Source organism: Streptomyces sp. NPDC041124, assembly GCF_055592385.1.
On sequence record NZ_JBVIYR010000014.1, the window covers coordinates 16274 to 38152 of the forward strand.

Sequence of the window (21879 nt, forward strand, 5' to 3'; positions counted from 1 at the left end):
CGCGGACGCGGCCAACCGCTAACGTGAGCCGGATGAGCACCGAGGAGAAGCCCGCGGCGGCCCCCCGATCCCTCGCCGAGGCCCTTCGGGGGCGGGACGACGTCTCCCTGGCCGCGCTGCTGCGCAGCCGGCCGGACCTCATCACGCCGGTGCCCACCGATCTCACCCAGCTCGCCACCCGCGCCGGCACCCGCGCCTCGGTGGTGCGTGCCCTGGAACGGCTGGACCGGTTCACGCTGCAGACCGCCCAGGCGCTGGCCGTGGCCGCGGACCCGGCGACGTACGGCGAACTGCTCACGCTGCTCGCGGGGGACGACGGCGGCGGGGGCGACGCCGACCCGGCGGTCCCGGCCGCGTTGCCGCGGGCGCTCGGTGTGCTGCGCGAGCAGGCCCTGGTGTGGGGCGGTGACGACCGGCTGCGGCTGGTCCGTACGGCGCGTGAGCTGCTGGCGCCGTCGCCGCAGCACCCGTCGCCGACCGGGCTGGGCCCGACGGTGCGGGAGGCCACGGCGGGAATGTCGCCGGGGCGGATCCAGGAGATCGTGGCGACGGCGGGACTGCCGTCCACGCACGACTCGGTGTCCGCGGTGAACGCGCTGACCGACCTGTTCGGCGACCCGGCGCGGATGTCGGCGCTGCTCGACGAGGCGCCGGCGGAGTCCGTGGAGGTGCTGGAGCGGCTGGTGTGGGGTCCGCCGTACGGGCAGGTGACGGCCGATCCGGCGCCCCGGCTGCGCTGGCTGCTGGACCGGGGGCTGCTGCTGCCGACGGCGCCCGGGACGGTCGTCCTGCCGCGCGAGGTGGCGCTGCGGCTGCGGGCGGGGCGGGCGCACCGGACGCCGGAGCCGGTGCCGCCGCCGGTGGAGGCGGCCGCCACGCACCGTCCGCAGGTGGTGGACGCGACGGCGGCCGGGCAGGCGCACATGGCGCTGGCGACGGTCGAGGAACTGCTGAAGGACTGGCACGAGGGCGGTCCGGCGGTGCTGCGGGCGGGCGGGCTGAGCGTGCGCGATCTGAAGCGGACCGCCGCGGCCCTCGACGTGAGCGAGCCGGTGGCCGCGTTCTGGGTGGAACTGGCCTACGCGGCGGGGCTGCTGGCCTCCGACGGGGAGGCCGACGAGCGGTACGCGGCGACGCCGGCGTACGACGAGTGGCTGGAGCGGCCCGACGCGGAGCGGTGGGCCGTGCTGGCCACGGCGTGGCTGGCGGCGACCCGGTCGGCGGGGCTGGTCGGCGGGCGGGACGCGAAGGACCACAGTCTGTCGGCGCTGGGCCCGGGACTGGACCGCTCGGCGGCCCCGGAGGTACGGCACAGGGTGCTGGCCCTGCTGGCCGCCCTGCCGGAGGGAGCCGCCCCGGCCACCGGGTCGGTACTGGCCCGGCTGCGGTGGGAACGGCCGCCGCGGGGCGGGCGGGGTGGTGTCTCGCCGTCGGAGGCCGGTGCCCGCGGTGCGGGGGGACAGCCGGGCGACGGCGGGCGCGGCACGCCGGCCTCCGGGGACGGCGGGGACGACCTGCGGGCCCTGCTGGCGCGGTGGGCGCTGTCCGAGGCGGAGATGCTCGGGGTCACCGGGCGGGGTGCGCTCTCCTCGCACGGGCGGGCGCTGATCGGCGCGCCCGCGCCCCGCCGCGCGGAGGAGGTGGAGCCGGTCGGGCCCGGTGACAAGCTGCCCGTCCACCACCGGGCCGCCGCGGCGCCCGCCGCCGTGCCCGCCCCGCTCCCGTCCGCCGATCGGGCCACCGCCGCCGCGGCCGCCGCCCGGCTGCTCGCGCCGCTGCTGCCCGAGCCGCTGGACCACGTGCTGCTGCAGGCCGACCTGACGGCGGTGGCGCCGGGTCCGCTGGAGCGGCCGCTCGCCGAGACGCTGGGCGTCCTGGCGGACGTGGAATCGAAGGGTGGCGCGACGGTCTACCGGTTCACGCCCGGCTCGGTGCGGCGCGCCCTCGACGCCGGACGGACCGCCTCCGACCTGCACGCCTTCCTCGCCGCGCACTCCCGTACGCCCGTCCCGCAGCCGCTCGCGTACCTGATCGACGACGTGGCCCGCAGGCACGGGCACCTGCGGGTCGGTGCCGCCTCGGCGTATGTCCGCTGTGACGACGACGCGATGCTGGGCGAGATCCTCGCCGACAAGCGCGCCGCCGCGCTGGGGCTGCGCCGGCTCGCCCCGACCGTGCTGGCCGCGCAGGCGGACCCGGCCGGTCTGCTGGAGGGGCTGCGGGCGATGGGTTTCGCGCCGGCCGCCGAGTCCGCCGAGGGCGATGTGCTCATCACCCGCGCCGACGCCCGCCGCACCCCGCCCCGCACACCCCCCGAGCCGGTCCCGGACGGGCCGCCCGTCCCCGACGACACGCTCCTGCACGCGGCGGTGCGGGCCGTGCGCGCCGGTGACCTGGCCGCCACCGCACCGCGCAGACCGGCCGCCGGCGACCGCTCCGGCGGTGGCGGCGGCGAGCTGCCGCGGACGACCGCCGCCGAGACCCTCGCCACCGTGCAGGCCGCCGTCCTCACCGGCGCGTCCCTGTGGATCGGCTACGTCAACGCCGAGGGCGCGGCGAGCCAGCGGGTGATCGCCCCGGTCCGCGTCGAGGGCGGCTTCGTCACGGCGTACGACCACACCGCCGAGGAGGTCCGTACGTATCCGCTGCACCGGATCACGGGCGTGGCGGAACTGGCGGACGAGGAGGACTGACCGGGACCGTCCCTGACCGACCCGCCCGGCCTCGGACCGGCCGGACCGCGCGGACCGGCCGGTCCGGGCCGCGGGGCGGCCACCGCGAGGGGGTGCGGAGCACGGGGCACCGGCCGGCCCCCTGCGGTGCACGAGCGCAGGGACGGTGCGCCGACGAGGTGCTGACCCGGTCCGCGGTGCCGGGGTCCGGGACCTCGCCCGGGGCGCGGCCCGCGCCGGGCCGCCGCTGGTGAACAAGCTCACGCCCTCCCCGCCGAAGCGGTTCGGGCCGCTCGGGACACGGGTGGCGTGCGATCAGGCAAACTGGACGTTTGGCCGTGCAGTGTCCGGCCGCGTCCGTCGCCGAGCCGCAGAAAGGCAGCCGCGCGTGAATGGTCCGCTCATCGTCCAGTCCGACAAGACTCTCCTCCTCGAGGTCGACCACGAGCAGGCCGACGACTGCCGGCGGGTCATCGCGCCCTTCGCCGAACTGGAGCGCGCTCCCGAACACATCCACACCTACCGGGTGACCCCGCTGGGACTGTGGAACGCGCGGGCGGCCGGGCACGACGCCGAGCAGGTCGTGGACGCGCTGGTGCAGTACAGCCGTTACCCGGTGCCGCACGCGCTGCTCGTCGACATCGCCGACACCATGGACCGCTACGGCCGGCTCAGCCTGGTCAAGCACCCGACGCACGGTCTCGTGCTGACCAGCACCGACCGGCCCGTGCTGGAGGAGGTGCTGCGCTCCAAGCGGATCGCGCCGCTGGTCGGCGCCCGGATCGACCCGGACACGGTGGTCGTGCACCCCTCGGAGCGCGGGCAGATCAAGCAGACGCTGCTGAAGCTGGGCTGGCCCGCCGAGGACCTCGCCGGGTACGTGGACGGCGAGGCGCACCCCATCGAGCTGGTCGAGGACGGGTGGGCGCTGCGCCCGTACCAGAAGCAGGCCGTGGAGAACTTCTGGCACGGCGGCTCCGGTGTGGTGGTCCTCCCCTGCGGCGCGGGCAAGACGCTGGTCGGCGCGGGGTCGATGGCGCAGGCGAAGTCGACCACGCTGATCCTGGTCACCAACACCGTCTCGGCCCGGCAGTGGAAGCACGAGCTGGTGAAGCGGACGTCGCTGACCGAGGACGAGATCGGCGAGTACAGCGGGACGAGGAAGGAGATCCGGCCCGTCACCATCGCCACCTACCAGGTGCTGACGACGAAGCGGAAGGGCGTCTACCCCCACCTGGAGCTGTTCGACTCCCGGGACTGGGGCCTGATCCTCTACGACGAGGTGCACCTGCTGCCCGCGCCCGTCTTCAAGTTCACCGCCGATCTCCAGGCCCGGCGGCGCCTCGGCCTGACGGCGACCCTGGTCCGCGAGGACGGCCGCGAGTCGGACGTGTTCTCGCTGATCGGCCCGAAGCGGTTCGACGCGCCGTGGAAGGAGATCGAGGCGCAGGGCTACATCGCCCCGGCCGACTGCGTGGAGGTCCGGGTCAGCCTCACCGAGTCCGAGCGGCTGGCGTACGCGACGGCGGAGCAGGAGGAGAAGTACCGGTTCTGCTCGACGACGGCGACCAAGCAGAAGGTGACGGAGGCGATCGTCCGGCGGTTCGCGGGCCAGCAGATCCTCGTCATCGGCCAGTACATCGACCAGCTCGACGAGCTGGGCGAGCACCTGGACGCGCCGGTGATCAAGGGCGAGACGTCGAACGCCCAGCGGGAGAAGCTGTTCGAGGCCTTCCGGCAGGGCGAGATCAGCGTCCTGGTGGTGTCCAAGGTCGCGAACTTCTCGATCGACCTGCCGGAGGCCACGGTCGCGATCCAGGTGTCGGGCACCTTCGGCTCGCGGCAGGAGGAGGCGCAGCGGCTCGGCCGGGTGCTGCGGCCCAAGGCGGACGGGCACCAGGCGCACTTCTACTCCGTGGTCGCCCGGGACACCATCGACCAGGACTTCGCGGCGCACCGCCAGCGGTTCCTCGCCGAGCAGGGGTACGCGTACCGGATCATGGACGCGGACGAGTTGCTGACCGGGAACTGAGCGGGCGCGTCACCCCTCGGGCAGGTGGAACACCAGCGCCACGACGACCAGCCAGGGCAGCAGGGAGAGTCCGGCCAGCCAGACCCGCGGCACCGACCAGCGGCGGGTCCGGGGCAGCAGCCAGGAGGCGAGCCAGGCGCCGGCCGCGACCGGGCCGCCGCAGAGCAGGGTCCCGAAGATCACGGAGAGGGTGGTCGTCAGGGCGCGTGAGCAGTCGTCCGGGCCGCAGCTGTCGGTCGCCATGGGGGACATCGCCGCGAAGAGGAGCGCCGCGGGCATCAGGAGCGCACCGAGGCCGGTCGCCACGGCGGGTGCCACCCAGGCGCGCGGGTCGCGTTCTTCCCGGTACCGACGGACCGGGGAGGCGTGGGCGGTGTGCTCGTGGCTCATACGTCCAGTGAAGCGGCCCGGCGGCGGGCGGCGCACCGGCGCGGGTACTCAGCGGGGCGCGTACGCGTACTCAGACGCCGACGGGGCGGCGTGCTCCGACGCCGTGTCGGATCACGCCGCCCCGGGGGCGGGACGCGGTGCGGTTCCCCTCGGGTGCGTCACCTGGGGTCCTGGCCGAACCTGGCGGCCGACCAGAAGTAGCCGAGCACCGCCAGGGCCAGGCACCAGGCCACGGCCAGCCAGCCGTTGTGGCCGATCTCCGTGCCGAGCAGCAGGCCGCGCAGGGTCTCGATGGCCGGGGTGAAGGGCTGGTACTCGGCGACCGGCTGGAACCAGCCCGGCATCCCGTCGACCGGGACGAAGGCGCTGGACAGGAGCGGCAGCAGGATCAGCGGCATCGCGTTGTTGCTGGCCGCCTCGGCGTTGGGGCTGACCAGGCCCATGCCGACGGCGATCCAGGTGAGCGCCAGGGCGAACAGGACCAGCAGTCCGAACGCGGCCAGCCACTCCAGGGCCGTGGCGTCCGTGGCGCGGAAGCCGATGGCCACGCCCACCGCACCGACGAGGATCACGCTCGCGACCGACTGGAGGACACTGCCCACGACGTGGCCGATGAGCACGGAGCCCCGGTGGATGGCCATCGTGCGGAAGCGGGCGACGATGCCCTCGGTCATGTCCATGGAGACGGACACGGCGGTGCCGATCGTGGTGGAGCCGATGGTCATCAGCAGCACGCCCGGCACCAGGTAGGCGACGTACGCGGAGCGGTCGGCTCCGCCCATGCCCGCGCTCATCACGTCCCCGAAGACGTAGACGAAGAGCAGCAGCAGCATGACGGGCGTGAGCAGCAGGTTCAGGGTGAGGGAGGGGTAGCGCCGCGCGTGCAGGAGGTTGCGGCGCAGCATCGTGGACGAGTCGCGTACGGCCAGGGCGAGGGTGCTCATCGGGCGGCCTCCGTGGGCTGGTGGGGGACGGCGGCGCCGCCGGTGAGGGCGAAGAACACGTCGTCGAGGTCGGGGGTGTGCACGGTGAGTTCGTCGGCCTCGACGCCTGCGGAGTCCAGCCAGTCGAGGAGGGAGCGCAGCTCGCGCTGGCTGCCGCCGCTGGGGATCTGGAGGGTGAGGGCTTCGTCGTCCGGGGTCGCCTCGCGCAGGGCGGAGGCGGCGGACCGGTAGCCGGCCGGGTCGGTGAAGCGGAGCCGGACGTGTCCGCCGGGGACGAGCCTCTTGAGTTCGTCGGCGGTGCCCTCGGCGGCGATCCGGCCGTCGTGCAGCACGGCGATGCGGTGGGCGAGTTCGTCGGCCTCCTCCAGGTACTGGGTGGTGAGGAAGACGGTGACGCCGCCGGAGACCAGCTCGCGGATGATCTGCCACATGCCGTGGCGGGAGCGCGGGTCGAGGCCGGTGGTCGGCTCGTCGAGGAAGATGATCCGCGGGCTGCCGACCAGGGTCATGGCGATGTCCAGGCGGCGCTTCATGCCGCCGGAGTAGGTGGAGGCGGGTTTCCTCGCCGCCCCGGTGAGGTCGAACCGTTCCAGCAGTGCGGCGGTGACCTGCCGCCCCTCGCGCCGGGGGAGGTGGTGCAGGTCCGCCATCAGCAGCATGTTCTCCTCGCCGGTGATCAGGCCGTCCACGGCGGAGAACTGTCCGGTGACGCCGATCGCCGCCCGGACGGCCTGGGGGTCGGTGGCGAGGTCGTGACCGCCGACCCGCAGGTCACCGGCGTCCGCGGTGACGAGGGTGGAGAGGATCTTGACGGCGGTGGTCTTGCCGGCGCCGTTCGGGCCGAGCAGGGAGAAGATCGTGCCGTCCGGGACGGCCAGGTCGACGCCGTCGAGCACGACCTTGTCGCCGTAGGACTTGCGCAGTCCGTTCGCCGCGATGGCCAAGCCGGTCATGGGGGTTCTCCTCTGCGGGTTCACAGGCTGCGGGCGGTGATGTCGCCATGGGCGGTGGTGGCGTGGACGGCCAGGGGGGCGGCGGCGCCGTCGGCGTTCCTGAGCGTGTTGTGGACCCGGCCGTAGCCGGTGCCCGCGTCGAGGGAGGCGGAGACACCGGGGGCGGCGCCGACGGAGATGTCGCCCTGCTCCGTGCGCAGCGTGACCGTGCCGCGCACGGCCTCGGTGACACGGACGTCGCCCTTCCGGGTGCTGATGTCACCGGGGCCGCCGAGGCGGCCGACCGTGACGTCGCCTGCCAGGACGGCGAGGCGTACGCTCGCGGCCTCGTCGATCACGACCGGGCCCTGCGCGCCCTCGAAGACGACGTCGCCGAGGCGTCCGACGCCCCGGAACTCCGCGGCGGCCGCCGTCGCCTCGACACGGGAACCGGCCGGCAGTCGGACGGTGACCTCGACGGCTCCGGACGGCGGGCCGAGCAGCGGGCGCTTCGGCGCCGGGGCCGCGATCCGCAGCACACCGTCGTCGTGGGCGACCTGGATCTGTTCCGCCGCCTTCTGGTCGCGGCTCTTCGTCGCGTCGGCGGGCAGGACCTCGACCACGGTGTCGGCCCGGTCCGCGGCGAGGAACCGGATACGGCCCGCGGGCACGTCGAGGACGACCGAGACCGGGGTGGGGGTGTCGAACTGCATCGTGCGCTCCTTGGGGGTGGTGGTTTCTGACACCGGAAACGCTACGTTGCGTTCATAATTTGAGCAACACACTTGTTGCATTGAGATGACGTTAGGGCAGCTCAAAGCCTAGATATCGTTGCAATTGCTCTGAACATAACGCAACAGCGAGCCCTTCGCTCGTTGCAATGAAATGGGAGTGAACGCTAGGCTGGAGACCTCACGGACCACGAAGGAGACGGCGTTGCCAGGAGGCAGGCTCACCCAGCAGGAACGCCAGCAGATCGCCCTGGGGCTGGCCGACGGGCTCGCGTACGCGGAGATCGCCAGACGACTCGACCGCCCCACCTCGACGATCACACGCGAGGTGATGCGCAACGGCGGCCCCACCGCCTACCGCGCGGACCTCGCCCACCGCGCCACCGAACGCCGCGCCCACCGGCGCAGGCGGACCGCCGCGCCCCGGGAGGCGACCGGGCGCCCCGACGACCACGGACGCGACGCGGAGGCCGTGCGCGCCTACGAGGAGACCCTCACCACGGCCTTCATAGCGTCGGGCACGCCCAAGATGATGGCCCGCATCATGGCGTGCCTCACCCTCACCGACAGCGCCAGTCTCACGGCCGCCGAACTCGCCCGGCACCTCCAGGTCAGCCCGGCGTCCATCTCCAAGGCGATCACGTACCTGGAGAGCCAGGACCTCGTCCGCCGGCACCGCGGCGAAGGACGGCGTGAGCGGTACGGCTTCGACGAGGACATCTGGTACCAGTCGATGATGTCGAGCGCGCGGACCACCGCGCAGATCGCCGAGACCTCACGGCAGGGTGTGGAGATCATGGGGCCCGGCACACCGGCCGCCGTCCGCCTGGAGAACGCCGCCCGTTTCCTCGACTACACCGCCGAGACCCTCATCCGCGCGGCCGAACAGGCGCGTGCGATCCTCCACTCCCGCGCCGGGACGGACTCGGACGACCCTGCGGGGGCGCGCCCGGAGCAGGGGTAGCCGCCCCGGGCCGGTCCGGCGAGCCGGGCAGTGGCCGTGCGCCTACTTGCGGCGGACGCCCGCTTCCTCGCCGTACTCGCCGAGGATGACCACGTCGAAGGCGGCGCCGAGGAACACCTTGACGGCATGCAGGGCGTCACCGAGACGGTGCGGACGGCTGCCCTGGACCGGGGTCGCGCCGGTCGGCCGGACCGGCGGTGTGGTGGGGTGGAGGGTCGCTGCGCTCATGTCTCCATGGTTGCTCTCCGGCCCCGGTACGGGCATCGGTCGAAGGGACCGATCCGCCGGCTTCCCGCGTACACCTCCGGGACGACCCGTACCCCCAGGCGGGACGGGCCGTCCCCTAAGGGGTGGGGTCAGAGGCCGATCGCGTCGAGTTCGGCGAGGTCCTCCTCGGACAGCGCGAGGCCCGCGCCGGTGATGTTCTCCCGCAGGTGCGCCGGCGACGAGGTCCCGGGGATGAGCAGGATGTTGGGCGAGCGGTGCAGCAGCCAGGCCAGGGCGACCGGCAGCGGGCGGCTGCCGAGCCGGGCGGCCACCGCGGACAGCGCCGAGGACTGCAACGGGCTGAAGCCGCCCAGCGGGAAGAAGGGCACGTAGGCGATGCCCTGCTCGGCGAGCCGGTCGACGAGGTCGTCGTCCTGACGGTGGGCGAGGTTGTAGAGGTTCTGCACGCAGACGAACGGGGCGATGATCTCCGCCTCGGTGATCTGGTCGGCGGTGGCGTTGCTCAGGCCGAGGTGCCGGATCAGGCCCTCCCGCTGGAGTTCCACGAGGGTCCCGTAGGCCTCGGCGAGCGAGCCGGGCTGCGGTCCCTCCGCGTTGCCGAGCCGGAGGTTGACGAGGTCCAGCGACTCCACGCCGAGGGTCTCCAGGTTGCTGTGCACGGCCCGGCGCAGGTCGTCGGGCTCCCGGGCCGTGGGCCAGCCGCCCCGGGCGTCGCGGACCGCACCCACCTTGGTCACGACGTGCACGGAGTCGGGGTAGGGGTGCAGGGCTTCGCGGATCAGCCGGTTGGTGACGTGCGGGCCGTAGGCGTCGGCGGTGTCGATGTGGGTGATGCCGAGACGTACGGCCTCCCGCAGCACCGCGAGCGCGCCGTCGTGGTCGGCCGGGGGCCCCATCACGCCGGGACCGGTCAGCTGCATGGCGCCATAACCGAACCGGGTGACGGTCAGGTCGCCCATCGTCCAGGTGCCGCCGGGAAGGGACGTGTGCGCGGAGGTGGTCGAAGTACTCATGCCCCCACCGTCCGTGCCATCGGCCGGCCCGCCCAGGGCCCTGGCGATCCTGGGAGTGACAGGGACAGGGACGGGCGGCCCCGCGCGCCTACCATGAGGCGCATGCCTGAGGAGAACCTGCTCGGTGACTACCTCCGGGCGCGCCGGGAGCTGGTGACACCCGAGGACATCGGACTGCCCACCTACGGGACACGCCGGGTGCCGGGGCTGCGCCGCGAGGAAGTGGCCATGCTCGCCGGGATCAGCTCCGACTACTACCTGCGGCTGGAGCAGGGCCGCGACCGCAACCCGTCCGTGCAGGTCCTGGACGCGCTCGCCCGGGTGCTCCGGCTCGACGACACGGCCGCCGGCTACCTCCACCAGCTCGCCGCGCCGCGCCCCCGCACCCACCGCCGGCCCCGGCGGCGGGCCGTTCCGCCGGCCACGGCACAGCTGCTCGACGCGATCGGGCTGCCGGCCTTCGTGACGGACCGGTCCCTCGACGTGATCGCGGCCAACCCGCTCGCCACCGCCCTGGCCCCGAGCCTGCGGGTGGGGGAGAACCGGCTCCGGTCGTTCTTCCTCGACCCGGCCGAACAGGCGCTGCACACGGACTGGGCCCAGACGGCGGCCCGCTGCGTGGCCGCCTTCCGCCGCCGGCTCGGGTCCGACGTCGACGACCCGCGGGTCGTCCGCATCGTCGGCGAACTCTCCCTGGCCAGCGAGGAGTTCCGGCGGGTGTGGGCGCGCCACGACGTGCGGCCGGTGGGCGACGGGCCGATCGGGATGGACCATCCGCAGGTCGGCCGGCTGAACCTCACCATGTCCAAACTCGACGTCGACGGCCCCGACGGGACGATGCTCGCGGTCTACCACGCCGAGCCGGGCAGCGAGGACGCCGAACGGCTCGCCCTGCTCGCCTCGCTGACCACGGGACCGGCGCGACGGCCGGCCGACGCGCCCGGTGTGCGGGAAGCCGACGCGCCCGGTGTGCGGAAAGCCGACGGTTCACCCCGGGCGAAGTGACCGGCGGGCCGTGGGCGTGCGCGTGCCCGCCCCGCCGCCCGTCCGGCGCGTAAACCGTTTGGACCGCACCGGCCGCGCGTCCTAGAATCTCCGCTCTTGCCCGCCTCCCCTCACGGAGCGCCGCCGCCCGGACGGAAACCGGCCGGCATTCCGCAGCACCCCACCAGCAGGCACCCCGGAGGCACCCCCTTGTCCGCGCCCACGCCCGTCGACGAGCCCCCGTACACCCACGAGGACGGCCCGCTCGCCCGCGAACGCTCCCACCTCTCCGCGTCCCGCTCCGCGCTGCGCGCCATGCGCGAGGACGTGGAGGCCCTCGACATCAGCGACGTCACCGCGAACTGGGTCAACGCCGCCGTCCTGCAGCGGCAGATCGAGGACCGCGTCAAGGCACTGGCCGACCTCAGCGACACCCCGCTCTTCTTCGGCCGCCTCGACTACCTGCACTCCCCCGGCGCCGAGCGGGCCGAGGGAGCGCGAGGGGAGCAGTTCTACATCGGACGCCGCCACGTGCACGACGCGGACGGCGACCCGATGGTGATCGACTGGCGTGCGCCGGTGTCCCAGCCGTTCTACCGGGCGTCCAGGAAGGACCCGATGGACGTCGGGCTGCGCCGCCGCTTCGGCTACACCGGCGGCGACCTCACCGCGTACGAGGACGAGCACCTCTCCGACCCGGCGGAGGGGGCCACCACCAGCAAGCTGCTCCAGCAGGAGATCGAACGTCCGCGTGTCGGCCCGATGCGGGACATCGTCGCCACGATCCAGCCCGAGCAGGACGAGATCGTCCGGTCCGGCCTGTCCGGCAGCGTGTGCGTGCAGGGAGGCCCCGGCACCGGGAAGACGGCCGTCGGTCTGCACCGCGTCGCCTACCTCCTCTACGCCCACCGCGAGCGGCTGGCCCGCACCGGCACGCTGGTCGTCGGCCCGAACCGGTCCTTCCTGCACTACATCGAGCAGGTGCTGCCCGCGCTCGGCGAGCTGACGGTCGCGCAGGCCACGGTGGACGACCTGGTGGCCCACGTCGAGGTGCGCGGCGAGGACGAGGCGACGGCCGCGGTCGTCAAGGGCGACGCCCGGATGGCCCAGGTCCTGCGCAGGGCCCTCTACTCCCACGTCACGATGCCCACCGAACCGGTCACGGTCGTGCGCGGATCACGCCGCTGGCGCGTCCCGGCGCATGAACTGGAGGAGCTGGTAAGGCAGTTGCTCGATCGGGACATCCGTTACGGCGCCGCCCGCGAGGCCCTCCCGCAGCGCATCGCGCACTCCGTGCTGGTGCGGATGGAGCGGGCCGGCGAGGCACCGGACGACAGGGTGCAGGACGCGGTGGCGCGCAGCGCCGCGGTGAAGGCGGCGGTGAAGGCGGTCTGGCCGCCCGTCGACCCGGCGAAACTCGTGCTGCGGCTGCTGGGCGACCCGGAGTTTCTGGCCGAACACGCGGAGGGCCTGCTCGACGAGGAGGAACAGAAGACGATCCTGTGGGCGAAGCCGGCCCGCTCGGTGAAGTCGGCGACGTGGTCGTCCGCGGACGCGGTGCTGATCGACGAGGCGGCCGACCTGATCCAGCGCACCCACTCCCTCGGGCACGTGGTGCTCGACGAGGCGCAGGACCTGTCCCCCATGCAGTACCGGGCGGTGGGCCGCCGCTGCACGACCGGTTCGGTGACGGTCCTCGGCGACCTGGCCCAGGGCACCACCCCGTGGGCCACGCGCAGTTGGGACGAGGCCCTGCTCCACCTGGGCAAGCGGGACGCCGTGATCGAGGAGCTGACGGCCGGTTTCCGCGTCCCGACGGACGTCATCACCTACGCCTCCCGGCTCCTCCCGCACATCGCGCCGGGCCTCGCTCCGGTGGCGTCGATCCGCGAGAACCCGGGCTTCTTCGAGGTCCGCCCGTCCGGAGGGACGGACGACGTGGTGGCCGCCTGCCGCGAACTCCTCGGCAACGAGGGCTCGGTGGGCCTCATCGCGGCGGACTCCCGCGTCCCGGACCTGGCGAGGGCCCTGACGGCGGCGGGCATCACCTACGTCGCCCCCGGCGAGGAGACGACCCACGCCAGCCGCCTGACCCTGGTGCCGGCCTCCCTGGCGAAGGGCCTCGAGTACGACTACGTACTTCTCGACGAACCCCGCGCGGTGGTCGACGCCGAACCCGACGAACGCACCGGCCTCCGCCGCCTCTACGTCACCCTCACCCGAGCGGTGTCCGGCCTGATCATCACCCACACGACCCCACTGCCGGCCCCACTGACGTAACCCACCGCAAGCGCCGGGCCGCGCCGCACCCCCGCCCGGCGGCAGCCCCGCTCAGCCTCCCAGCACCCGCCGCCACTCCGCGACCGCCTCCGCCGACACCGGCCGGCCCCACCCACCCGGCCGGGCCGCCCCGCCGATGTGGAAGGCGTCGACGCCCGCCTCCAGCAACACCGGCACGTGCTCCAGCCGGAGCCCACCCCCGACCAGCAGCTGCTGCTCGTACCCCGGCTCCCCCCGGCGCCCGGCCTCCGCGAGCAGCGTGGGCAGCCCCGCGTCGACCCCCGCCGCCGACCCGGCCGTCAGGTACGTGTCCAGCCCGGGAAAGTCCGCGAGCTGTTTCCGCAGCGCACCCCGGTCGGCGGCCCGGTCGACGGCCCGGTGGAACGTCCAGCGGCACCCCTCCAGCGCCCCGGCGACCCGTTCCACCGCCCCCAGATCCACCGCACCGTCCCCGTCGAGGAACCCGAGCACGAACTCCTCCGCCCCGGCCCCCCGCATGTCACCCGCCGCGGCCACCAGCCGCGAGACGTCTCCCGCGGCGAAGCCGTCGGCGAGCCGCAGCATCACCCGCACCGGAAGGTCCACGGCCGCCCGGATCCCCGCGACGGTCGCGGCCGCCGGCGTGAGGCCGTCGGCGGCCATGTCCGTGACCAGTTCGAGGCGGTCCGCGCCTCCGGCGCGGGCGGCGACGGCGTCCTCGACGTCGAGGGCGATCACCTCCAGGAGTGCACGCTTGCTCATGGGACCCCATTCCTCGGGCTCGGTCGTGGCGCGGTCGGCTGCTACGGGACAGACCTGTCCACTACAGGTCTAGTCCAATCCAACCCTACGCCTGCCTCCCGGCCGCCCCGTCCCGTCCCCACCGGTCGGTCCCCACCGGTCAGTCCCCGAAGATGTTCAGCTCCACCGCCTCCGCCCCCGCCAGCTCGTACGAGGCCCCGCCCACGGGCCGGCCCGCGTACAGCCGTACGAGCGTCGGGCCGTCGCCGATGTAGCGGGCCGGGGGACGCTCCCCCGAGGTGCCGCCCAGCCGCAGCGGCTCGTCGGCGTCGTCGAGGTCGGCGTGCAGGGAGAGGTGCCCCTGGAGACAGGTGACCTGCGCCAGCAGCTCCAGCGCGTACGGCAGCCCCGCACCCGCGTACGCGTCCGGCTCACCGAGCGCGACCCGTACGTCCCCGGCGTGCACCCACTCGCCCAGCGCGAGGACGTCCAGCAGTCCGCCCGCCTTGGCGATCAGCGGCCCGGCCTCGGTCATCCCCCGCTCCAGCTCGTCCACGACCCGGGCGTTCGTCCACTCCGCACGCTCCGCGATGTCCCGCTCGTTGCTCTCGGGCGAGAACACCCCCTTCTCGAACCGGCTTTCCACCACGCGCGACAGTGCCGCCGAGCAGTGCGCCAGCACATCCCGCACCGTCCATCCGGGACACGCCGCCACCGGCAGCGCGAAGTCCGCGTCGGCCCGCCTCCGCAGCAGCGGGACCAACGCGTCCCGCTCCGCGGTCAGCAGCCGCCCGGGCAGTTCGGGGTCTCGTACGTCGTGCACATCCGCAGGAGTCGTCATGCCCGACACGCTAGTGCGAGGAAGGGCTTGCCGGTGCCCCCCGGCACCGGCAAGCCCTCTTCCTTCACCTGGAACCCGACTCGTCAGAAGGTCAGGCTCCAGGAGTCGATGTAACCGGTGTCACCCCTGTAGACATCGGTCACACGCAACTGCCAGGTCCCGGCGGCCAGGACGGACGAGGCATTGACCGTGTACGTCGCGATGACGTTGTCGGCGCTGTCGTAGGCACTGGAGTTCTTCAGCGTGAAGAGGGTGCCGTTGGGCGCGACGAGCTGGACCTTCAGGTCACCGCGGTAGGTGTGCTTGATGTCCACCGCGACCTCGAGGGCGGAGGGGGCGTAGCCGCTGATGCCGCTCACCTGGACGTTCGAGTAGACGTAGCGGCCGTCACCGTCCGGGATGGACCAGTTCTCGGAGTTGGTGAAGGTCTTCCCCGTGGGGTCCGGCTCCGGGTCCGGGTCGGTGCCGCCTCCGAGCGCGCCGAGCGTGCGGGCGGCGTCCGCGAGGCCGGCGCCGCAGCCGCCGCTGCACGAGCCGGGCAGGGCACGGGCGTTGTTCTTGATGAGCGACTCGACACGGCTCGGGGTGATGGCCGGGTCCTTCTCGTACATCAGCGCGGCGAGGCCGGCGATGTGCGGGGTGGCCATGCTGGTGCCCTGGTAGGCCTTGTAGGTCTCGCTGCCGGGCGAGGTGGTGCTGCCGTTCAGCGTGGAGAGGATGCCGCCCGCCGGACCGGAAGCCGTCTCTCCGCCGGGGGCGGTGATGTCGACGGAGGTGCCGTAGTTGGAGTAGCTCGCGCGGTTGCCCTCGCGGTCACCGGCGGCGACGTTGATGACGTGGGAGCAGTTCGCCGGAGTGAAGCCGGAGGCGTCGGCGTTGGAGTTGCCGGCGGCGACCACGACGGTCGTGCCGCGGCTCACGGCGCCGTCGATGGCCTGCTGGGTGACGGTCTGGCAGGCGCCGGAGCCGCCGAGGCTGAGGTTGATGACGTCGGCCGGGTTGCTGTTGACGGGCACACCGGGGACGGAACCGCCCGACGCCCAGACGATGGCGTCGGCGATGTCGGCGGTGCTGCCGCCGCACCTGCCGAGGACCCGGACGGGCTGCACGGTCGCGTCGTAGGCGATGCCGGCGATGCCCTTGCCGTTGCCGGTGACGGCCGCGATGGTCCCGGCGACGTGCGTGCCGTGCCAGGAGGAGGTGCTCGGCTGGGAACCGGAGTAGCACTCGTTGGCGGTCGTCCAGTCGCCCGGGTCGGCCGGGTTGCTGTCGCGGCCGTTGCTGTCGCGGGCGTTCCACGCGTCGGAGATGAAGTCGTAGCCGGGGGCGATGTTCCCGGCGAGGTCGGAGTGCGCGACGTAGCCGGTGTCGATGACGGCGACGTTGACGCCCTGACCGGAGGCACCGCCGGCCCAGGCGTTCCCCACGTTCATGCCGGCGGTGGCCTCGAAGAGGTCCCACTGGCTGGAGTAGTGGGTGTCGTCGGGGCCGGCCATCGCGTACATGCGGGTGTCGCGGGAGACGTAGGCGACGTCGGGGTCGGCCGCGAAGGTGTCGATGACGTCCTTCAGGGAGCCGCCCTCGAGTTCGTCGCCGAGGTCCACGAGCGCGGCGCCGGTGCCCAGCCGGCGTTCGAAGGTGACGTCCTCGCCCGCCTTCTTGCCCTTGGCGGTGGCGTCCTTCCTGGCTTCCGCGTCGGACCTGGTCTCGGCGGCCTGCTTCTCGTACCCGATGATGAGGCGCTCGACGGGGGCGTCGGCGGGGAGGCCCGCGGCGGGCTTCGGGCCGGCCGGGGCGGGCTGCGCGCCCGGTGCGGCGGCCGTGGCCGTCACGCCGGAGCCCAGGAGGGCGGCCGTCGTCACCGCCAGGAGGGATATGCGCAGGCGTCTGGAACCGTTCAAGGTGGGGTGGCCTTTCGCGAGCCGGCCCGGGCGTCCGGAACCGGCGTTAGTTCTGCTCATGACAATCAGCACTCCGTACTCGCCCGCGCTCCGGCCGCCCAGGTGAGGCACTGGGGCTGGGCGGCCGGGTGGGGGGACGCGGGCAAGCACGACCCGTCCGACCGAACGCGACCACAACGCAGGCCGCTGCGATGGCTGAACGCTCGGTGAACCGGTGCCAGGAACCTACGAGTCCGCTCACCGGCCGCCTATCCGGAAGGGGTTACCTACGGATACGCAATTAACTCCCGCCGCCGCTCCGGCGGCCGGCCCGGATCCGGTCATGGCATGACGCTGACGCGGACCCGGCCGCACACAGCAGGGAGCGCCCCACCCTTCGTCGCCCTCGAGAACCGCGACGACAAGGTGAGGCGCTGATCGGACGAGAACGCGCGTCCCGCTCCGACCACAACGTACTCGGCAGGCCCCCGCCGTCCGTCTGCTGCGCAGGGATCTCGACAGGAGCAGCACGCCTGTCGGACCCGAACATCAGGCTCGACGGCCGCGCGGTGCGCCGGTCGGACACCACGATCCCGCCGCGCCACTTGCCCGCCGGGTCCTGGTACCGGAACTGGAGCTGGAGCTGGAAAACACTCGGGCCGCTCCCGAAGGAGCGGCCCCAGGACCTGGTGCAGCCATATGCACCGTGTTTTGTCTGCTACCGCCGATGCTGCCAAGACCGACGGAGGCGGGTCGAGCCGACCATCACGCCATGATGACGTCGGTTGCCGGTCAGTGAGCGTGACGCGCGTGCGCGACGAAAGCGGACCAGGCGGCGGGGGTCACCGTGAAGGCGCCCTGGCCTGTGTTCTTGGAGTCGCGGACGTGGACGGAGGCGGGGAGGGTGGCGACCTCGATGCATTCGCCGCCCGCGCCACCGCTGTAGCTGGACTTGAACCAGTGGAGCGCCTGGGCCTGGGACTGCTCGGTGTTCATAGGTCTCCTTGCAGCAACTTCTCGATATGGCGCACGGATTCGGCAGGGGACAGCGCCTGTGCCCGCAGGATTCCATACCGCACGGCGAACCCGCGTACGCTCTCCCGCTTGGCGATCACACGCCCGTTGCCTTGGCTCTCCACATACGCGACTTGCTCCCCGCCCTCTGGGGTCATGATCGTGAATGGACCGTCCGCCCCGGCGTGATCGGCAACCCGGGTCGGCATGACCTGGATCTCAACGTGAGGGTTTTCGGCAACGCGCAGCATGTGCTCCAACTGACTACGCAGGATGTCCGCACCACCGAACGGACGCTCCAGCACGGATTCCTCGATGACGAAGCTGAGGGTCGGCGCGGGCTTCCGCTCGTAAATCTGTTGCCGGGCCATCCGCGCCGCCACCATCTGCTCGATCTCGTCCTCGCGTCGCCGGGGCCGCCACACGGTGAACATGGTCCGTGCGTACTCCTCGGTCTGAAGCAGGCCGGGTACAGCCAGGACTGCGTATGCATGGAACTCGACGGCCTCTTCCTCGATCCGCGCCGCGTCACGGAAGAAGGCCGGGTACCGCGTGAGCGCCACGGCCCGCTTCATCGCGAGCAGCAACCCGCCGCCCTCCAGCAGGCCGTCCAGGTTGTCAATGGTCTCCGGCCGCGGAATTCGGCGCCCCTGCTCGATAGCGGCGATCTGCGCTTCGCTGTACCCGAGCTGTGGTGCGAGTGCGGCCTGCGTGAGCCCAGACCGCTCGCGGAGGATCTTGACCTGCCTGCCGAAGGAACGCAGCAACTCATCGGCCGGGTCCTCATTCCGCGCCGCCCCTGCAAGCTCCACGACCTGCACCATGGGCTGCCCCTCTCCCTCACCGACAGGAACTCTTGGCTTCCCTACAGCAACGCTGTGTAGGGGCTTTGATGCTGGTCACGGTATGCACACAGCGGCACGCTCACTGCCATGACGACCGAAACTCCCCCCAACGAGCGCACCACCCAACCCGCAGCACATGCGGAAGAGTTCTCCATGTGCTTCACCTCCACCCCGCGAGGTGCCCGCCTGGCCCGGCGGCTCGCTTCCCACCGCTTGGACGCCTGGGGCTTCCCGTACGAGTCCGAGGTGAACGAGACCATGACGCTGGTTGTGGCCGAGCTCAGCGCCAACGCGGTGACTCACGGCCGTGTTCCGGGCCGCGACTTCCGTCTGAGCCTGACACTGACGGCCGCCCGCGACCTTGTACGCATCGAGGTCACCGACACCCGGGGCGATGGCTTGTCGCCGATCCGGCCCTGTGCTCCTCAGGATGCCGAGGCGGAGGCGGGCCGTGGCCTCTGGTTGGTGTCCTGCCTGGCGAGCCGGCTGTCCGTCGGACCGCGCGAAGAGGGAGGACCGGGCAAGACGGTACGAGCCGAGCTGGACCTCTGCGGCGAAATCCCCGCGATCAACACGAGTCTCGGAGTGACCGGATGACTGTGCGGTGATGACGTAAGCGGTCCGGGTCCGAGCCGAGGTGTTCCGGATCCTCCGCACCGCCCATCGTTGTCATTGGTGGGTCGTAGGATCCCTCGTGTGATTACGGGCGAGCTGAAGAGCAAGGTGGACCGCGTCTGAGACGCGTTCTGGTCGGGCGGGATCTCCAACCCGCTGGAAGTGATGGAGCAGATCACCTACCTGCTCTTCCTCCGGCGTCTGGACGAGCTGCAGACCGTCAAGGACAAGATGGCCCGGCGCGGCATCCCGGACACCAACCCGTTCTTCGGCCCTGACCAGCAGGGCCTTCGCTGGCAGAACTTCAAGGACACCGAGCCGGCGACGATGTACGAGACGGTCGCCGAGGAGGTCTTCCCCTACCTGCGCGCGCTGGGTGGCGAGGACTCCACGTACTCGCACCACATGAAGGACGCCCGCTTCACCATCCCGACACCCAACCTCCTGTCCAAGGTCGTCCTCCTCCTGGAGGGCATCCCCATGCAGGACAAGGACACCAAGGGCGATCTGTACGAGTACATGCTCGGCAAGATCGCCTCAGCGGGGCAGAACGGGCAGTTCCGCACCCCTCGGCACATCATTCAGCTGATGGTCGAGATGACCGAGCCGAACCCGCGCGACGAGATCTGCGACCCCGCCTGCGGCACGGCCGGCTTCCTGGTCGCCGCGTCCGAGTACGTGCAGCGCGTCCACCAAGACGACCTGGTCGAAGCCGACAACCAGCGCCACTTCAACAACAGCATGTTCCACGGTTTCGACTTCGACTCGACCATGCTCCGCATCGGTTCGATGAACATGCTTCAGCACGGCGTCGAAAGCCCGGACATCCGCTACCGCGACTCACTCTCGCAGAGCGCGGGCGAGGAGTCCGACCGCTACTCCCTGATTCTTGCAAATCCACCCTTCGCTGGCAGCCTCGACTACGAGACGACCTCCTCCGACCTGCTGAAGGTCGTCAAGACCAAAAAGACCGAACTCCTCTTCCTGGCCCTCCTCCTCAAACTTCTCAAGCCGGGCGGCCGGGCCGCGGTGATCGTTCCCGACGGCGTCCTCTTCGGCTCGACGAAGGGCCACAAGGAATTGCGCCGCATGCTGGTCGAGGAACAGAAGCTCGACGCGGTAGTGAAGCTGCCGTCCGGTGTTTTCAAGCCATACGCTGGCGTCTCCACCGCCATCCTCTTCTTCACGAAGACGGACTCCGGCGGCACCGACGAGGTCTGGTTTTACGACGTCCAAGCGGACGGCTTCAGCCTGGACGACAAACGTACGCCATTGCTGTCGGAGGACCGCCTGGGTGCCCGCGCCACCGACCTCACGGCCGAGGAGCACGCGAAGAACAACCTTCCGGACGTTCTGTCCCGCTGGAAGCGCCGCACTACCGAGGAACCCGCCCGCGCCCGTACAGATCAGAGCTTCTGCGTGTCGAAAACCGACATCGCCGCGATGGGATACGAACTCTCTTTGACTCGCTACAAGGAGATCATCCACGAAGAGGTCGCAACGCGTCCGCCCTTGGACATCCTGAACGACCTGGAGCGGTTGAACAAGGAGATCGAGACAGGAACTTCCCGCCTCAAGGGGATGTTGGCATGACCATCTCGCGTACGTTTCGCCTCGGCGATTATGTCGACTTTCTTTCCGGATTCGCCTTCAAGTCCGAACAGTTCAACACGGAGGGCAACGGGATCCCCGTCATTCGCATCCGTGACGTAAAACCTGGACACTCGAGCACGTACTACAACGGTATCTACGACCCGAAATATGTCATCTCTGACGGAGATTACGTCATCGGGATGGACGGCGAGTTCACGCTCTCACAGTGGCGGGGCGGCCGGGCCGTCCTGAATCAGCGCGTTTGCAGCCCTCGCGTCATTTCCCCAGATGTCGAACTCGCTTACGTCGCCCGACTCCTCCCATCAGCGCTCAAGCGCATTGAGGACGCCACTCCGTTCGCGACAGTCAAGCACCTCTCCGTCAAGACGCTGCGGAACATTGAGCTGAAACTCCCGTCGCTGCCGGAGCAGCGAAGGGTGGTGGACCTGCTGGATCACGTGGACTCTCTGCGTACGAAGCGCCGACGGGCCATATCCCTCCTTGAGGACCTCACCCAGTCGATCTTCCTCGACATGTTCGGCGATCCCGTGAGCAACCCGCACGCCTGGGACTGTGTGCCGATGCAAGACTTCCTGGAGGCGATCGACAGCGGCAGGAGCCCCAAATGCCTCGACCGTCCAGCCCGAGAGGGCGAGTGGGGAGTCTTGAAGCTGGGGGCAGTTACACAGTGCGTGTACATCCAGGACGAGAACAAGGCACTACCAGACGGAGAAGTTCCACAGGTCCAGCATGAGGTCAAAACAGGCGACCTCTTGCTGTCCCGGAAGAACACGCCCGACCTTGTCGGGGCGGCTGCTTACGTCCGCAGCACCTACGAGCGCCTGTTGCTGCCAGATCTGATCTTCCGCTTGGCCCTTAAGCAGGACGCTCCAGTTGACGGCGTCTACCTGCATGCCCTGCTCACACACCCCAAGAAACGCAAGGTCCTACAGAGCCTCGCCTCTGGAAGCGCCGCGTCGATGGTCAACATTTCCAAAAGAAAACTTCTCGGACTGATGTGCGAGATTCCTCCAGTAGGCCTCCAAACCGAATTCTCCCGGCGCGTGGCCGCCACAGAGGAACAGAAGGAAGCCCACCGAACACATCTCGCGGCTCTCGATGAGCTCTTCGCCTCAATCCAACACCGCGCCTTCTCCGGCATCCCCTGGGATCACGAAGCCGCTGCGTAGGACTTAACACA

General features: G+C 71.4%; 19 protein-coding genes and 1 pseudogene. 9 read left to right on the forward strand and 11 right to left on the reverse strand.

What is annotated here, in order from left to right; genetic code table 11:
* The first annotated feature begins 32 nt into the window (after positions 1-32).
* Together ACZ6A9_RS30000 and ACZ6A9_RS30005 are read left to right on the forward strand one after the other, a co-directional pair.
* Complete coding sequence (locus ACZ6A9_RS30000) at positions 33-2693, forward strand: helicase-associated domain-containing protein (protein WP_468991798.1); 2661 nt, start codon at positions 33-35, stop codon at positions 2691-2693.
* A gap of 367 nt (positions 2694-3060) precedes the next feature.
* Positions 3061-4704 carry a DNA repair helicase XPB gene (locus tag ACZ6A9_RS30005; RefSeq protein ID WP_468991801.1) on the forward strand — a complete coding sequence of 548 codons (1644 nt, stop codon included), beginning with the start codon at positions 3061-3063 and terminating at the stop codon, positions 4702-4704.
* A gap of 9 nt (positions 4705-4713) precedes the next feature.
* On the opposite strand, the gene ACZ6A9_RS30010 is transcribed toward ACZ6A9_RS30005, so the two are convergent.
* From ACZ6A9_RS30010 to ACZ6A9_RS30025, 4 genes are all read right to left on the reverse strand, one after another.
* The gene (locus ACZ6A9_RS30010) at positions 4714-5094 is read right to left on the reverse strand and encodes a hypothetical protein (protein ID WP_468991804.1); all 381 of its coding nucleotides are present in this window, start codon (positions 5092-5094) and stop codon (positions 4714-4716) included.
* Positions 5095-5252: 158 nt separating this feature from the next.
* On the reverse strand, positions 5253-6038 hold the full coding sequence (locus ACZ6A9_RS30015) for an ABC transporter permease (RefSeq protein WP_468991806.1): 786 nt from the start codon (positions 6036-6038) through the stop codon (positions 5253-5255).
* Positions 6035-6991 (reverse strand): ATP-binding cassette domain-containing protein, encoded by a 957-nt coding sequence (locus tag ACZ6A9_RS30020; protein WP_468991809.1) that lies wholly within the window; start codon positions 6989-6991, stop codon positions 6035-6037. The genes ACZ6A9_RS30015 and ACZ6A9_RS30020 overlap by 4 nt, the downstream gene beginning before the upstream one ends.
* A gap of 20 nt (positions 6992-7011) precedes the next feature.
* The gene (locus ACZ6A9_RS30025; RefSeq protein ID WP_468991811.1) at positions 7012-7683 is read right to left on the reverse strand and encodes a DUF4097 family beta strand repeat-containing protein; all 672 of its coding nucleotides are present in this window, start codon (positions 7681-7683) and stop codon (positions 7012-7014) included.
* 223 nt (positions 7684-7906) lie between these two features.
* On the opposite strand from ACZ6A9_RS30025, the gene ACZ6A9_RS30030 reads away from it, so the two are divergent.
* Positions 7907-8665 carry a helix-turn-helix domain-containing protein gene (locus tag ACZ6A9_RS30030; RefSeq protein WP_468991814.1) on the forward strand — a complete coding sequence of 253 codons (759 nt, stop codon included), beginning with the start codon at positions 7907-7909 and terminating at the stop codon, positions 8663-8665.
* Positions 8666-8707: 42 nt separating this feature from the next.
* Here ACZ6A9_RS30030 and ACZ6A9_RS30035 read toward each other — a convergent pair whose 3' ends face one another.
* Together ACZ6A9_RS30035 and ACZ6A9_RS30040 are read right to left on the reverse strand one after the other, a co-directional pair.
* Complete coding sequence (locus ACZ6A9_RS30035; RefSeq protein WP_468991817.1) at positions 8708-8893, reverse strand: hypothetical protein; 186 nt, start codon at positions 8891-8893, stop codon at positions 8708-8710.
* Positions 8894-9021: 128 nt separating this feature from the next.
* Positions 9022-9906 carry an aldo/keto reductase family oxidoreductase gene (locus tag ACZ6A9_RS30040; RefSeq protein ID WP_468991820.1) on the reverse strand — a complete coding sequence of 295 codons (885 nt, stop codon included), beginning with the start codon at positions 9904-9906 and terminating at the stop codon, positions 9022-9024.
* Positions 9907-9999: 93 nt separating this feature from the next.
* On the opposite strand from ACZ6A9_RS30040, the gene ACZ6A9_RS30045 reads away from it, so the two are divergent.
* A complete protein-coding gene (locus ACZ6A9_RS30045; RefSeq protein WP_468991823.1) occupies positions 10000-10911 on the forward strand; it encodes a helix-turn-helix domain-containing protein in 912 nt (303 codons plus the stop codon).
* A gap of 189 nt (positions 10912-11100) precedes the next feature.
* Positions 11101-13170 carry a HelD family protein gene (locus ACZ6A9_RS30050; RefSeq protein ID WP_468991828.1) on the forward strand — a complete coding sequence of 690 codons (2070 nt, stop codon included), beginning with the start codon at positions 11101-11103 and terminating at the stop codon, positions 13168-13170.
* Between the two features lie 51 nt (positions 13171-13221).
* Here the strand turns inward: ACZ6A9_RS30050 and ACZ6A9_RS30055 are convergent, their stop codons facing one another.
* The 5 genes from ACZ6A9_RS30055 to ACZ6A9_RS30075 form a co-directional block, all read right to left on the reverse strand.
* Positions 13222-13911 carry a copper homeostasis protein CutC gene (locus ACZ6A9_RS30055; RefSeq protein WP_468991833.1) on the reverse strand — a complete coding sequence of 230 codons (690 nt, stop codon included), beginning with the start codon at positions 13909-13911 and terminating at the stop codon, positions 13222-13224.
* A 139-nt stretch (positions 13912-14050) separates the two neighbouring features.
* Complete coding sequence (locus ACZ6A9_RS30060; RefSeq protein WP_468991835.1) at positions 14051-14731, reverse strand: maleylpyruvate isomerase family mycothiol-dependent enzyme; 681 nt, start codon at positions 14729-14731, stop codon at positions 14051-14053.
* An 83-nt stretch (positions 14732-14814) separates the two neighbouring features.
* Positions 14815-16692: a S8 family peptidase gene (locus tag ACZ6A9_RS30065; protein WP_468991839.1), complete on the reverse strand. Its 1878-nt coding sequence runs from the start codon at positions 16690-16692 to the stop codon at positions 14815-14817.
* Between the two features lie 711 nt (positions 16693-17403).
* Positions 17404-17607 carry a DUF397 domain-containing protein gene (locus ACZ6A9_RS30070; protein WP_468991842.1) on the reverse strand — a complete coding sequence of 68 codons (204 nt, stop codon included), beginning with the start codon at positions 17605-17607 and terminating at the stop codon, positions 17404-17406.
* On the reverse strand, positions 17604-18449 hold the full coding sequence (locus ACZ6A9_RS30075) for a helix-turn-helix domain-containing protein (protein ID WP_468991844.1): 846 nt from the start codon (positions 18447-18449) through the stop codon (positions 17604-17606). The genes ACZ6A9_RS30070 and ACZ6A9_RS30075 overlap by 4 nt, the downstream gene beginning before the upstream one ends.
* 108 nt (positions 18450-18557) lie before the next feature.
* On the opposite strand from ACZ6A9_RS30075, the gene ACZ6A9_RS30080 reads away from it, so the two are divergent.
* From ACZ6A9_RS30080 to ACZ6A9_RS30095, 4 genes and pseudogenes are all read left to right on the forward strand, one after another.
* Complete coding sequence (locus ACZ6A9_RS30080; protein WP_468991846.1) at positions 18558-19067, forward strand: ATP-binding protein; 510 nt, start codon at positions 18558-18560, stop codon at positions 19065-19067.
* Between the two features lie 153 nt (positions 19068-19220).
* Positions 19221-19532, forward strand: a pseudogene (locus ACZ6A9_RS30085) (type I restriction-modification system subunit M N-terminal domain-containing protein); the annotation flags it as partial.
* Between the two features lie 33 nt (positions 19533-19565).
* Positions 19566-20678, forward strand: coding sequence for an HsdM family class I SAM-dependent methyltransferase (locus tag ACZ6A9_RS30090; RefSeq protein ID WP_468992267.1), 1113 nt, complete (start codon positions 19566-19568; stop codon positions 20676-20678).
* The gene (locus ACZ6A9_RS30095) at positions 20675-21868 is read left to right on the forward strand and encodes a restriction endonuclease subunit S (protein ID WP_468991849.1); all 1194 of its coding nucleotides are present in this window, start codon (positions 20675-20677) and stop codon (positions 21866-21868) included. The genes ACZ6A9_RS30090 and ACZ6A9_RS30095 overlap by 4 nt, the downstream gene beginning before the upstream one ends.
* Positions 21869-21879 lie beyond the last annotated feature (11 nt).